At 61.2% G+C, this 13,393-nt stretch carries 14 protein-coding genes and 1 pseudogene; 9 read left to right on the top strand and 6 right to left on the bottom strand.

The features are described 5' to 3' along the window. Positions 1-97: 97 nt before the first annotated feature. From RL_RS35885 to RL_RS35855, 7 genes are all read left to right on the top strand, one after another. Positions 98-736, top strand: a complete 639-nt coding sequence (locus RL_RS35885) for a TetR/AcrR family transcriptional regulator (RefSeq protein WP_011649353.1) — start codon at positions 98-100, stop codon at positions 734-736. 368 nt (positions 737-1,104) lie between these two features. Continuing rightward, positions 1,105-2,415 carry an ABC transporter substrate-binding protein gene (locus tag RL_RS35880; protein ID WP_011649352.1) on the top strand — a complete coding sequence of 437 codons (1,311 nt, stop codon included), beginning with the start codon at positions 1,105-1,107 and terminating at the stop codon, positions 2,413-2,415. A 157-nt stretch (positions 2,416-2,572) separates the two neighbouring features. Beyond that, complete coding sequence (locus RL_RS35875; protein WP_003549731.1) at positions 2,573-3,478, top strand: carbohydrate ABC transporter permease; 906 nt, start codon at positions 2,573-2,575, stop codon at positions 3,476-3,478. A gap of 1 nt (position 3,479) precedes the next feature. Then, the gene (locus RL_RS35870; protein ID WP_003549729.1) at positions 3,480-4,439 is read left to right on the top strand and encodes a carbohydrate ABC transporter permease; all 960 of its coding nucleotides are present in this window, start codon (positions 3,480-3,482) and stop codon (positions 4,437-4,439) included. Next, positions 4,436-4,639 carry a hypothetical protein gene (locus RL_RS35865; RefSeq protein WP_003549717.1) on the top strand — a complete coding sequence of 68 codons (204 nt, stop codon included), beginning with the start codon at positions 4,436-4,438 and terminating at the stop codon, positions 4,637-4,639. The genes RL_RS35870 and RL_RS35865 overlap by 4 nt, the downstream gene beginning before the upstream one ends. Beyond that, the gene (locus RL_RS35860) at positions 4,636-5,745 is read left to right on the top strand and encodes an ABC transporter ATP-binding protein (RefSeq protein WP_011649351.1); all 1,110 of its coding nucleotides are present in this window, start codon (positions 4,636-4,638) and stop codon (positions 5,743-5,745) included. The genes RL_RS35865 and RL_RS35860 overlap by 4 nt, the downstream gene beginning before the upstream one ends. Further along, a complete protein-coding gene (locus RL_RS35855) occupies positions 5,745-6,821 on the top strand; it encodes an ABC transporter ATP-binding protein (RefSeq protein WP_011649350.1) in 1,077 nt (358 codons plus the stop codon). The genes RL_RS35860 and RL_RS35855 overlap by 1 nt, the downstream gene beginning before the upstream one ends. Positions 6,822-6,900: 79 nt before the next feature. Here RL_RS35855 and RL_RS35850 read toward each other — a convergent pair whose 3' ends face one another. The 4 genes from RL_RS35850 to RL_RS35835 are packed head-to-tail and all read right to left on the bottom strand — an operon-like array spanning position 6,901 to position 10,708. After that, positions 6,901-7,875 (bottom strand): hydroxyacid dehydrogenase, encoded by a 975-nt coding sequence (locus RL_RS35850; protein WP_011649349.1) that lies wholly within the window; start codon positions 7,873-7,875, stop codon positions 6,901-6,903. Between the two features lie 21 nt (positions 7,876-7,896). Next, entirely contained in the window at positions 7,897-8,589 is a 693-nt protein-coding gene (locus RL_RS35845) for a FadR/GntR family transcriptional regulator (protein ID WP_086935639.1), read from the bottom strand. Positions 8,590-8,591: 2 nt separating this feature from the next. Then, entirely contained in the window at positions 8,592-9,761 is a 1,170-nt protein-coding gene (locus RL_RS35840; protein ID WP_041937021.1) for a mandelate racemase/muconate lactonizing enzyme family protein, read from the bottom strand. A gap of 59 nt (positions 9,762-9,820) precedes the next feature. Beyond that, positions 9,821-10,708, bottom strand: a complete 888-nt coding sequence (locus tag RL_RS35835) for a sugar phosphate isomerase/epimerase family protein (protein ID WP_011649346.1) — start codon at positions 10,706-10,708, stop codon at positions 9,821-9,823. 345 nt (positions 10,709-11,053) lie between these two features. Here RL_RS35835 and RL_RS35830 point away from each other — a divergent pair, with 345 nt between their 5' ends. After that, the gene (locus RL_RS35830) at positions 11,054-11,905 is read left to right on the top strand and encodes a sugar phosphate isomerase/epimerase family protein (protein WP_041937020.1); all 852 of its coding nucleotides are present in this window, start codon (positions 11,054-11,056) and stop codon (positions 11,903-11,905) included. 169 nt (positions 11,906-12,074) lie between these two features. Here RL_RS35830 and RL_RS39625 read toward each other — a convergent pair whose 3' ends face one another. Further along, positions 12,075-12,302: a TetR/AcrR family transcriptional regulator gene (locus RL_RS39625; protein ID WP_041937019.1), complete on the bottom strand. Its 228-nt coding sequence runs from the start codon at positions 12,300-12,302 to the stop codon at positions 12,075-12,077. 56 nt (positions 12,303-12,358) lie between these two features. Beyond that, positions 12,359-12,945, bottom strand: a pseudogene (locus RL_RS39620) (efflux RND transporter permease subunit); the annotation flags it as partial. A 212-nt stretch (positions 12,946-13,157) separates the two neighbouring features. Here RL_RS39620 and RL_RS38845 point away from each other — a divergent pair. Then, positions 13,158-13,355: a hypothetical protein gene (locus RL_RS38845; RefSeq protein WP_011649343.1), complete on the top strand. Its 198-nt coding sequence runs from the start codon at positions 13,158-13,160 to the stop codon at positions 13,353-13,355. The last annotated feature ends 38 nt before the right edge of the window (positions 13,356-13,393 follow it).

Below are 13,393 nucleotides of genomic sequence, written 5' to 3'. Positions count from 1 at the left end.
CCCTCCGCGACCGGGTGGATTTCCTCCCGGCATATCTCACGTTCGGGGCAAAGCGACGGGCCCTTGCAAAATTGTGAGACGTGCGTATCATAAAGACATGGATGTCTCACGTCAACAGAACGAAACAGCCAGGACCGAGCGAGGCCCGCGTGCCCGAACGCGAAAACTGATGCTCGAAACGGCAACGCGGCTCATGCAGTCCGGCATCACTCCGTCGGTAAGTGAAGTCGCCGAGGCTGCCGAAGTGTCGCGGGCGACGGCCTATCGTTACTTTCCGAGCCAGGCCGCGCTCGTGCATGCCGTGGTGGATGAGGCTCTGGGGCCGATACTCAGTTGGTCGTCCGACAGTCCGGATGCACGCACCCGCGTTGCCGACCTCTTGGCGACCGCGATGCCGCGCATCGACGAGTTCGAGGCCACCTTCAAGGCGGCGCTGAAACTTTCGCTGGACCAGTGGGCGCAGCGCCAGGCCGGCACGCTCGGCAACGAGCCGCTGTTCAAGCGCGGCCACCGGATCGACCTGCTGAAGAGCGTGACTGCCCCCCTGCAGGGCACATTGCCGCCCGAATCCCGGGAACGCCTTGCACAGGCTCTTTCGCTTGTCTTCGGCGTCGAGGTGCTGATCGTATTGAAGGATATCTGGGGCCTGACCTCGGAGGGCGCGCAGTCTGTTGCCGAGTGGGCGGCCAAGGCGCTAGTCGATACCGCATTACGGCAGGCAGGGAGCGAGGCATGACGTGGCGTGCCCAGACTTGGCGCACCAACTGGTTAGACCAATGCCGGTAATATATTCTTGTATTGTGGTCTGGATCGGCGATGATGAATGTGAGACGGACCGACAAGACTGCGTCGGCAGGCCCGCAAAAGCGGGGGAAAGACGTCGAAAGCCTGAAGACGAGCCTTTGATGAAAGCTCTCCGAGGTTGCGCTTGACGATAATGGCATTTGGTAATACCAGATCAAGGTAATGACATTCAGGCTTGAGATCTGAAACGTGCTAGGGGTCGAGGAGGACCCCAGCACGAACACCACCCAGGAGGATCGGGAAGCCAGATCGGGAGGCCCGCGATGAAGCGGGAAGCGTGCATAAATGGGAGGAAACGTTATGCGCAAAACTATGACCGGTCTGTTGGCCGGTGTCGGATTGATGTGGGCCTGCGGAACATCCGCACAGGCCCAGGAACTGACCATCTTCTGGGCCGAGTGGGACCCGGCAAACTACCTTCAGGAACTCGCCAACGAATACGAGGCTCAAACCGGCGTCAAGGTCACGGTCGAGACCACACCATGGGCCGACTTCCAGACCAAGGCCTTCACCGAGTTCAACGCCAAGGGTTCAGCCTATGACATGGTCGTCGGCGACAGCCAGTGGATCGGGGCAGCGTCAGAAGCCGGCCATTACGTCGATCTGACCGACTTCTTCACCAAGCACAATCTGACCCAGGTGATGGCCCCGGCAACAGTGAAATACTACGCCGAATATCCGTCGAACTCGAAAAAATACTGGTCAATTCCGGCCGAAGGCGACGCCGTCGGCTGGTCCTACCGCAAAGACTGGTTCGAAGATCCCAAGGAGATGGAGGCGTTCAAGGCCAAATACGGCTACGACCTCGCCCCGCCGAAGACATGGGCAGAGATGCGTGACATCGCCGAGTTCTTCCACCGTCCAGACCAGAAGCGATACGGAATCGCCATCTACACCGACAACTCTTATGACGGCCTCGTCATGGGTGTCGAGAACGCGATCTTCTCGTTTGGGGGCGAACTCGGCGACTACCAGAGCTACAAGGTCGACGGCATCATCAATTCCGAGAAGAACGTCAAGGCGCTCGAGCTTTATCGCGAGCTCTACGGCTTTACACCTCCGGGCTGGGCCAAGTCCTTCTTCGTCGAGAACAACCAGGCGATCACCGAGAACCTGGCGGCGATGAGCATGAACTACTTCGCCTTCTTCCCGGCCCTGGTGAACGAGGCATCCAACCCGAACGCCAAGGTTACCGGCTTCTTTGCCAATCCGGCAGGCCCGAACGGCGAGCAATTCGCAGCGCTCGGCGGCCAAGGCATATCGGTCATCTCATACTCAAAAAACCAGGAAGAGGCGATGAAATTCCTCGAATGGTTCATCAAGGACGAGACCCAGAAGCGGTGGGCCGAACTCGGCGGCTACACGGCAAGCGCCAAGGTGCTTGAATCGCCGGAGTTTCAGAACGCGACACCCTATAACAAGGCCTTCTACGAGACGATGTTCAAGGTGAAGGACTTCTGGGCAACGCCTGAATATGCCGAACTGCTGATCCAGATGAACCAGCGCATTTATCCCTTCGTCACCGCCGGCCAAGGCACGGCGAAGGAAGCGCTCGAATCCCTGGCAGCGGACTGGAACGCGACGTTCGCGAAATACGGACGCCACAAGTAGCAAGCGCGCTCAGTGGAGGGGCCGCGGCCCCTCCCATTTCATTCTGCATCTCCGCGCCGAAGGCGCGGCTCGAGAGGGCGCGGCGCCCGGCATCAACTTCGCGCATCGTGATGCCATTCCGGCATCCGGCGCGCCGAACTCTCGGAGGAGGAGAGGATTGGCCACCGCAGTCATGACATCGCTGGACACGAAATCGCGTGCCGCATCTCGCGGCATGAGCGACATCCGGATACGCAATCTCTTCATCATTCCGACGATCCTGTTCCTGATCGTCTTCAACATCTTTCCGCTGATCTATTCGCTCGGCTATTCCTTCACCGACTTTCGCGCTTCGTCGAACGCGCCGGCCAACTTCGTCGGTCTGCAGAACTACCGCGAGTTGCTGAACGATCCTTTCATCTGGTCGAATTTCGCCATTACCGCGAAATATGTGATCGTCTCTGTGACGGGGCAGGTGATCGTCGGCTTCGGCACCGCGATGCTGCTCAACCGCGATATCCCGCTGAAGGGTCTTCTGACGACGCTGCTGCTGCTGCCGATGATGCTCTCGATGGCCGTGGTCGGCCTCTTCTGGAAGCTGCTCTACGACCCGTCCTTCGGCATCATCAACTACGCACTCGGCCTCGGCTCCTTCGAGTGGCTGTCGAATCCGGACATGGCGCTCTATGCGGTCGCAATCACGGACATCTGGATGTGGTCGCCCTTCGTGATGCTGCTGTCGCTTGCCGGCCTTTCGGCCGTGCCGAAGCATCTCTACGAGGCAGCGGCGATCGACCGGGCGGGGCCGTTCTATACCTTCTTCCGCATCACGCTGCCGCTGGTGGCGCCGATCCTGATGATCGCAATCATCTTCCGTACGATGGAGGCCTTCAAGACCTTCGACCTCGCCTACATCCTGACCAGCCAACCGACGACCGAGGTGATCTCCATCCGGCTCTACAAGATGGCCTTCCAGGAATGGCAGACGGGGCGCTCCTGCGCACTCGCCTACATCGTGCTCGTCATGGTTCTCGCCATCACCAACATCTACGTGAAGTACCTCAACAAAGTGAAGGAGCGCTGAGATGGCTGCCGTCCAAACCCGCTCCGAACGCGCGCTGAACCGGGTGGCGATCGCCGCCGTACTGGTCATCACGCTGATCTTCCTGGCGCCGATCTACTGGATCACCTCGACGGCCTTCAAGCCGCGCAACCTCGCCACCACCATTCCGCCGACGGTGCTCTTCGAGCCGGAACTCTCGCCCTTCGTGAAGCTCTTCACCAAGCGCTCGCAACTGCGCGGGGCGCCTACTCCTGAAGAATATGCCGCCGCGCCCTGGTGGGAGCGGATGGTGTTCGACGGCGGCGAGAAGATCGTTCGCTCCGGCCGCGGCGAGGTGCAGCCCTCCGGCTATCCGAACCGCTTCATGAACTCGCTGATCGTCGCCATCACGTCCACGGTGCTGGCTGTCGGCATGGGGACCTTCACAGCCTATGGCTTCTCGCGCTTCAAAGTGAAGGGGGAGGCGGACCTTCTCTTCTTCATCCTGTCGACGCGCATGCTGCCGCCCGTCGTCGTGGCGATCCCGATGTTCCTCATGTACCGTGTCGTCGGTCTCAACGACACGCATTGGGGCCTCATCATCCTCTACACGGCCTTCAACCTTTCCTTCTCCGTCTGGCTGATGAAGGGCTTTATCGACGAGATCCCGAAGGAATACGAGGAGGCCGCGCTCGTCGACGGCTACACGCGGATGGAGGCATTTTTCAAGATCGTCATTCCGGAAGCGGCGACCGGCATCGCCGCGACCGCGGTTTTCTGCTTCATCACGGCCTGGAACGAATATGCATTTGCGCTGATCATGACGAACCGGCGCGCGCAAACCGCTCCCCCCTTCATTCCGAGCCAGGTCGGCTCAGGCCTGCCGGATTGGACGGTCATTGCCGCCGGCACGTTCCTGTTCCTGCTACCGGTCGCCATCTTCACCTTCCTGCTCAGGAACCATCTCCTGCGCGGCATGAGCTTCGGAGCGATCCGCAAATGACCTTCCGCGCCTTAAACCAGAAATATCTCGAACCCGCTTCGCAGTATCTGATGATCCTCGGCATCATCGCGCTCTGCCAGCCCTGGAACCTGTTTTTGCATCGCTACGGCATGACGATGACGCTCGTCGGACTGATTGCCTTCATGGTGACGACCAAAATCCCGCGGGACGCGCAACCAGACGAAGGCAGCCATTCATGACGCAGATAGAACTTCTCGGGATCCAGAAATATTTCGGTGCCGTCCAGGTCATCAAAGACCTTAATCTCGCCATCGCCGACAATGAATTCATCGTGCTGCTTGGACAATCGGGCTGCGGAAAGACGACGACATTGCGCGCCGTCGCGGGGCTGGAAACGATCGACGACGGCGACATTCTGATCGACGGTCAGCCGGTGCAGCATATCAAGGCATCCGGCAGGGACATCGCCATGGTGTTCCAATCCTTCTCGCTCTATCCGCACATGACGGTCTACGAGAACATCGCCTTCCCGCTCCGCGCTACCCGGATGAGCCGTGCCGATGTCGATGCGTCGGTCCGCGAGATCGCCGGTGTGCTGCGCATCACCGGTCTGCTGGCCCGCAAGCCTTCGGCGCTGTCAGGCGGCGACATGCAGCGGGTCGCAATCGGCCGCGCGCTGGTGCGACGGCCAAAGGCCATGCTGATGGACGAGCCGATCGGTGCGCTCGACGCGAAACTGCGCGAGGAGATGCGGGCGGAAATCAAGCGCCTGCATATCAAGCAGGGTTCAACCACCATCTACGTGACGCATGACCAGGTGGAGGCCATGTCGCTCGCCGACCGCATCGTCATCATGCACGAGGGCATCCTTCAGCAGGTCGGCACGCCGGAAGAGGTTTATGCGCAACCCGCCAACACGTTCGTCGCCCAGTTCGTCGGAAGCCCGGTCATGAACATGGCGCCGGCGACCGTCAGCGAAACGGGCAGCCATACCAGCGTGCAGGTCGGCGACGGGACGACGGGCTTCGAGTTCCCCGCCGTGCTGGCCAACCGCCTCTCTGACGCAAGGGCCGAGAACGGCAAGCTGACACTCGGGGTCCGGCCTGAGGGCGTGCTTGTTTCACGCGAGGCCCGCGAGGGTTTCATGCCGGTCGAGGCGCATATCATCGAGCCTCTCGGCTCGCACGACATCGTGGACCTGAAGGTCGGCCACCAGATGATCAGGGCACGCACCAAGAGCGGTTTCGTGCCTGGTCCCGGCGAAGCCGTCTGGGCACGCATCGACCCCGCCCAGGCACATTTCTTCAACACCGCGACCGGCTCGTCGCTGGGGATCAGACTCTGATGGCGCATATCGAACTCAAGGGCATCACCAAGACCTTCGGCAGCCACACGGCGCTGAAAAACCTGAACATCGACATTGCTGACGGCGAGTTCTTCGTGTTGCTCGGACAGACCGGCGCCGGCAAGACGACGACGCTGCGCCTGATCGCCGGTCTCGAGAAGCCGACCGCAGGCCAGATCTTCATCGACGGGCAGGACGTCGCCGACTGGGGTGCCGCCGAGCGCGACGTGGCCCTGGTGCTCCAGCAATATTCGCTTTACCCGCGCTATACGGTGCGGGAAAACCTGGAATTTCCATTGAAGTCCCGTATCCGCCGCGTTGAACCCGGAGAAATCAAGGAGCGCGTCGACCGCGTTGCCAAGACTCTGCGCATCGAACATCTGCTCGACCGCAAGACGGACCGGCTGTCGGGAGGCGAGATGCAGCGCGTATCGATCGGCCGGGCCATCGTGCGCAAACCGCGGGTCTTCTTGATGGACGAACCGCTTTCGGCGCTCGACGCGAAGCTTCGCGAGGCACTTCGCACCGAGCTGAAAAACCTGCAGATGAACCTCGGCGCGACCTTCCTTTTCGTCACTCACGACCAGATAGAGGCCATGTCGATGGGCGACAAGATTGGCGTACTGAACAATGGTCAACTGGTGCAGACGGGTACGCCGCAGGAGATCTACGGAAACCCGGTCAACACCTTCGTCGCGCGCGCGGTCGGCTCGCCGCCGATGAACCTGATCGCCGGCACGCTCGCCGGCGGCGAGGCAGTGGCCAGCGAGGGCTATCGGCTGCCCCTCGGCAACGGACACGGGATCGCGACAGACGGTCGCCCGCTCACCTTCGGCATCCGTCCCGAAGACATTTTTCTCGACAGCGGCGCGCCCGGCGAAGCACGGGTCCACGACGTGGAGAACCATGGCGTCGAAAAGATCGTGACGCTGCGCACCGGCGAGAAGTTCATCCACGCGACCGTGCCGACACAGACGGCGCTTCGGATCGAGGATACGGTTCGCTTTTCGTGGAATCCGGAAAAGGTCGTGCTGTTTGACGCCGGAAGCGGTGTAAGCCTGCGGCACGCGGGCTGACCTGATCGGTCCGAAGGATGCCAGCGGTCTCGGCGGCACGGCAGGGGCAGTGAGCATTTCGAGTTGTCGCGACGAGGCGCTATGCGGGAAAGCGCCGGCGGTAGTGTTCTACCACTTCGGGATTGCGCAAATTGACGGGCAAGTCGCCCTTGATGACGCGCAGGGCTTCGCTCGCCGCGCCTGTTCCCATGCGCATCATGCTCTCTTCCGTCAGACCAGCGAGATGCGGCGTGACGATGACGTTGTCAAAGCCGAAATAGGGATGGTCGAGCGGCAGCGGCTGCGTTGCGAAGACGTCGAGCGCGGCTCCGCCGATGCGACCATCGCGCAGCGCCTCGATCAACGCCGCATCGTCGATGACGGGGCCGCGCGAGACGTTGACCAGAATGGCCGTGGGCTTCATGCGCCCGATGCGACCGGCATTGAGCAAGCCGGTCGTCTCCGGCGTCAGCGGGCAGCAGAGCAACACGATGTCGGCCGTCGCCACAAGCTCATCGATCTTCAGGAAACGCACGCCGTCCGGCACGCTTTCCGGCGACCGGCTCGTGGCGACCACCTCCAGGCCGAAACCGAACTTCGCGATCTTCAAGATCGCCTTGCCGACATTGCCCATTCCGATGATGCCCATGGTGCGGCCGGCGAGGTCGACGGCCGTGTCCGATTGGGCGCGGCCCGCCGCCCAGCCGCTCTGACGCAGGTCGCGGTCCATCGCGCGAAAGCGCCGAAGCAGGGCCAGTGTCACGAGGAAGACGTGCTCGGCGACAGTCGAGGCATTGGCGCCCGGGACGTTGGCGACAAGCACGCCGGCGCGGGTCGCCGCATCCAACGGCACCATATCGAGCCCGGCGCCATGGCGGATCGCAGCGCGAAGCGCCGGCGCATCCTCGAAGAAGGCCGGCGGGATCGGCGCGCGTACGACGACGATGCCCGCGCCGCGGCCTTCTCTAAGCAACGTTTCGGGATCGGGCGCGGAAGCGACGCGCAGATCACCCGCAGCCTCAAGCATGGACTTGGCCGCAGGGTGCAGGGGATGTGTGGAAAAGATGAAGCTCATCGGCCCTCCCGCCGGTTGCGCCTATCCGGCTGACGTCGCTGGACCACCGATGAGACCCTTCCAATAGCTTTCCGCACCTTGAAGATGTGCGCTCATCAGCGCCTGGGCCAGATTGCCGTCTCGGGCAAGCAGCGCCTCGTAGATGCGGATATGTTCCTCATGCGAGCGCCGGCTGCGGGCGGCGTCGGCAAAATAGATCGGCAGGCGGTGCTCGCCCATGACGTAATAGACGCTGCACACCCGATGGAAGACGCTGTTCTTGGTGGCCCGGACGATCTCCAAATGAAAATCTCGGTCCTCGCGCGCCAGCCCCTCGCCGGCGGCAAGCTTCGCCTCCGACGCCGCGAGGATATCGCGCAAGTGCTGGTAATTCTCCTCCGTCGCCCGATCGCAGGCGAGCTCCGCGGCCTTGATCTCATGGATCTTGCGAAGCTCCACGGTCTCGTAGATCAGGATAGGATCAAGCGGCACGCCGGCGCGGGCAAAAAGCGCCATTGCCTCCACGCTCGCCTCCGTGGTCGTCAGATAGATGCCCGACTTGGCCCGGCGCTCGACGATGCGCATGGCCTCCAGAATGGCCAGTGCCTCACGAATTTGGCCCCGACTGACGCCGAAATGCTCCGCAAGCTCTCGCTCCGAAGGCGTACGGCCGTTGCCGCTCGAGTTCGAGAAAAGATGGGCCGCGAGATCGGAGAGGAGGGAATTTTCTTTCATCGTCACTGTCTTTGCGCGTGAGTCTCCAGGACCCGCTGATTGATCGTGAAGCCGAGGCCAGGCCTGTCCGGGATCTCTACCATACCGTCTTTCACCGACACAGTGTCCTCGACAAGATCGTGGATCATCGGATTGGCGCCGAGCGAATATTCGATGATGAAGCTTGCCGGGGAAGCGGCGCACAAGTGCAGGCCGGAGAAGAAGCAGGGCGCGCCGGCCCAAAGATGCGGCGCGAAACGGAGGTTGAAGGCGCTGGCGAGCGAACTGATGCGCATCGCCTCCGTAATGCCGCCGCAGAAGGCGGGATCCGGCTGGAATATGTCGGCGGCCCGAAGCATGGCAAGATCTCGGAAGGCAAAACGCGTCGCCTCGCTCTCGCCCGCAGCGATCGGCACGTTCCCAGCCGCGCGCACCTCCGCCATGCCCGGCTTGTCATCCGCTATCACCGGCTCCTCGAACCAGGCGAGGTCGCAATCGGCGACCATCTGGATGAAGCGCTTTGCCTCGGCAACAGTATAGGTGCCGTGCGCATCGACCATCAGGTCGACGTCGGGGCCGATTGCCTTGCGAGCCGCCCGCACGCGCGATGCCGAGACATGCAGCGCACGATCCATCGCGCCGACGCGCATCTTGACCGACTTGAAACCACCGGCCGCGACATAGGACCGGAGCTGTTCGCCGATCCGGTCCACGCTCTCCCAACCGCCCGAGGCATAGGCGGGCAACCTGTCCGCCTTGCGCCCACCCAGCAGCTTCCAGACGGGGACGCCGAGCGACTTGCCGAGAATGTCCCAGAGCGCTATGTCGACCGCGCTGATCGCCGCGACGGACAGGCCGCGCCGCGCGATCTCGGGCATGGCGTGACCCGAACTCGCCGCCGTCTCGTGGCGTACGCCGTTATAGAGCATCTCCCATATTGTGGAGATGTCGGCGGGATCGCGATCGATGAGCTTCGGCCCAATCTCGTGATTGAGCATGTGTACCAGCGTGCCATAAGTGCCCGCACTGCCCGCGGCATTCTTGCCCTCTCCCCAGCCGACGATGCCGTCGTCCGTTTCGATCCGCAGGATCGCACTATCGAAGGTCGTCAGTCGGCCGAAGTCGCTGCGGTGCTGACGGTTCGCCTCGATGGGAATTTTAATCCACCAGGCCTCTATGGTCTTGATGCGCATGTCTCGGATCCCCTGCCCCTCACGGCCCGCGAGCCGCAGGGCATATGTCTTTCCGTTCGTCACTTGATCAGCGGCAGGATCGTCTCGGCAGTGATCCGCATCTGATCGTCGTAGAACTTCTCAGTGAGAAGGCTCGAGCCGTGGTCTTGGATAAATTTCAGCTGCTCCGGGGGAATGTCGACGGGGTTGCGCTCGACCATGTCCGGATATTTTGAAGCCGGCGTGCGGTCGACCGGAGCGACGAATTCGTTGGTGACGGCGCCGTCGTACCCGATCTCCTTCAGCGTGCCGATGATCTTCGGCCAGTCGAGCTGGCCGAGGCCGGCGGCAAACCGATTGTTATCGGCGACGTGGAAATCGAACAGGCGCTTTCCAGCGAGCCGGATCGCTTCATACATGTCTTCCTCCTCGATGTTCAGGTGGAAGGCATCAAGGCAAACCCCGCATTCGGGGCTGACGGCATCGGCGAGCGCCAGCGCTTGGGCGGCACGGTTGAAGAAATAGGTCTCGAAGCGGTTGAGCGGCTCGACGGCAATGCGCACGCCCCTCTTCTGGGCATGGGCAAAACACTCCTTGGTAGCGTCCACCACCCATGTCCACTCTTCCTCCTCGGTGCCATCCGGCACCACCTTTCCGACGGTCGCCGGCACCAGGGTGACGATCTCGCCATCGAGTTCGCTGACCATGGTGATGACGCTCTTGACATAGTCCACTGACCTGGCGCGCTGGCCTTCATCCCTGGCGGCAAGATTGCGCTCGCCGAGCGTCAGCGTAACGGCGCCCCAGCAGCGGATGCCATGCTCCTTCAGCAGCGCGCGCGTCTCGTGGACGTCGTACTGCGCCGGCTCGCCGGATATCTCGATGCTTTCGTAGCCATATTTCTTGATGCGCTTCAGCGTGACGGCGAGCGGTTCGGCCCGCATCCAGTTATGTGTCGAAAGATGCATGAGGTCCTCCCAGACAGGTGCAGCTCGGTTCACCGCCAATCGGGCGGCAAAGGTCATGTTATCGTTGGCCACTCTCGCCGCCTTCGGCAATCTGGTTTGGCCACTTCTCGTTATTTGAAAGCTCTAGCTCAATTCTTAACCCTCTGCAAGACGGGGCCAAAAGGTCGATATCTCTTTAAACGATCGATATTTAATCCTGCATTTCCCGCTTAGGCGCGAATCCGGCATCCCAAGCGTGCAATTAACTGGCTTGACCAAATTCGAAGATTTGGTATGACCAGATCTGGAAAAGTAATAGGGCGTTGAAATCGTCGCACAGTGGCAGCAGGGCCAAATGGAGGGGAGATGAAGATCGGCATGTGCATGTTCCTCTGGACGACAAGTGTCGGCCGGAAACACGAGGCACTGTTACGCGACATCAAGGATACGGGGTTTGACGGTGTCGAGATCCCGATCTTTTCAGGCACACCCGACGACTACCATCGGCTGGCAGACATGCTGGACCGGATCGGCCTGGAACGGACCGCCGTTTCCGCCATGGGCGATCCGCAAATGAACCTGATCGCCGCCGACGCTGCGACCCGCAGACGCGGCATCGACTACATGAAATGGGCCATCGACTGCAGCGATGCGCTGGGCGCAACGATGCTGAGCGGGCCGCTGCATTCGACGCTCGGCAAATTTTCAGGAAGCGGGCCGAGCGCGGCGGAACTCAAGCGCTCGATTTCCTCACAACGCGCGATCGGCGATCATGCAGCAAAGCACGGCGTAACGATCGGGCTTGAGGCGCTGAACCGCTTCGAATGCTACCTGTTCAACACGATGGACGATCTTGCGGTCCATATCGACGCGGTCGGACATCCGCATATCCGCGCCATGTACGACACGTTCCACAGCAATATCGAAGAGACCGACCCCATCGGCGCGTTCACGCGAAACAGCAACCGCATCGTGCATGTTCACATTTCGGAGAACGACCGCGGCGTACCGGGGCGCGGCAACATTCCCTGGGCGGAGACGTTTAGGGCGCTACGCGCGAGCGGCTACGACGGGTGGCTGACAATCGAGGCCTTCGGCAGGGCGCTCAAGGAGCTCGCCGCCGCGACAAAGGTCTGGCGCGACTTTTCCGAGACACCGGAAGCGGTCTATCGCGAAGGCTACCGCCATATCCGCGATGGATGGCACGCGGCGGCATGAATACCAACCGATTCTCGACGCGGTCGATAAGGGAACCATCGGCCTGAACGCTGCACTGGTAGGCACGCCTTAGCCTGAGCAATCACCTTCTGCCTGCTCTCATTGAGCACCCAGGTTCCCTGGCATATCGGAGAGATCTCCGAAGGCGTCCGCTCAGGAGACATCCCCCTCAGGAAACCAGGGACATCGGCGGGCGGGCGGCGGGCGATGCCTTGCGGATATCGGCGGTCTGAAAGTGGGAGATATTGAGGCATTTATCGCCATCCTGGAGGGGAAAACGGTATACATTCGCGCTGCTCATTTTCAGGCATTTCGCAATATCGGCCACTGTCGTCTTCTGAAAACCGATGTGGCGAAAGTGCTGTTCCGCCACATCGAGTATACGTTGGCGCCACATATCGACTTCCGTGCCCGAGCGGCCCCGCGGGATCATGGTACGTGGCACGAAGGCGCCTATTCCGCCGCGAGCGCCATCGGCTGCGCCTGACGTTCGATCGCTTGCGCTTTCCCGTCTACTTTGGGTGGTGTGATCCGAAACCACACAGCGTAGAGGGTAGGAAGGAAGAGCAGGATCATCACGGGGTCGTTCGCCGATCGGCGTATAGGCCATCGACCCCCAGAACACAGAATGCGCCAGAGGAAGAAAGCGAGGATCGCCGCGAGAGCCGTCAGGATCACGGGTCGTGTCCGCTGCACCGTCACCTCGATGACGGGTGATAATCAACAAGGCCTGCCGCCCGGTTCTCCTTTATCTGCTCTGTTAGGATCAGGGTGTTGCGCATCAAAATACCGGCCAGTCCTATCAACCCGAATGGCGTTGAGGCCGAACGGCTGATTGAACAAGAACAAGGTGGGGCCCACCCCAGAAAGGCCAAGCGGTGCGGACAGCATTGCCATCGTCATCGTAGACAGACTGCGCACCTTGGTATTGATGACGATCAACATGGCCGCGATCATCAACGGAAGACCTTCACCAAGGCGACATTAGCCTTCAGTGACTCCTCGATGTTTCCTCCCATCTCAATGCGGTACCCGATGGGCGGCCGCGAAATGAAATTGCTGGTATCGTCAACAGAGTTGAAACGGTTCTGATCTGCCGGAGCTGTTTGACGTAAAACATTCGTTCCGAGCGGAAGTCCTACCCGCGATCGGACCGGCTCCGCACCCCAGGAGCTGATGCGGACCCGAGTGAGGTCCGCAGGGGGTCGGCGCCGGCCCGCCGGCCCCTGTTAAGTCAGGGAAGGAGCAGATCGTGAATTATGAGTATGGAATGACGGTTTTCTACGATCCGGTGACCAAAAATGTCATTGTGGTCTTTCGTGGCGAAACCACAATTCTTGAAGGCCCCTTTCAAGACCTCCGAACAGGGATAACGGCTGGAGAAAAGCTATGCGAGGAACTCGGATGGCGGTCAGGTATCGAAGAAACGCCAGACAAATCAACCGACTGATCTTGCAATAGAAAGCCGGGACGCCATAGCGTCCCGGC

The organism is Rhizobium johnstonii 3841 (assembly GCF_000009265.1).
Taxonomy (GTDB): domain Bacteria; phylum Pseudomonadota; class Alphaproteobacteria; order Rhizobiales; family Rhizobiaceae; genus Rhizobium; species Rhizobium acaciae.
The sequence above is the reverse complement of the archived record's forward strand: the minus strand, read 5'-3'. Positions and strand labels throughout refer to the sequence as shown.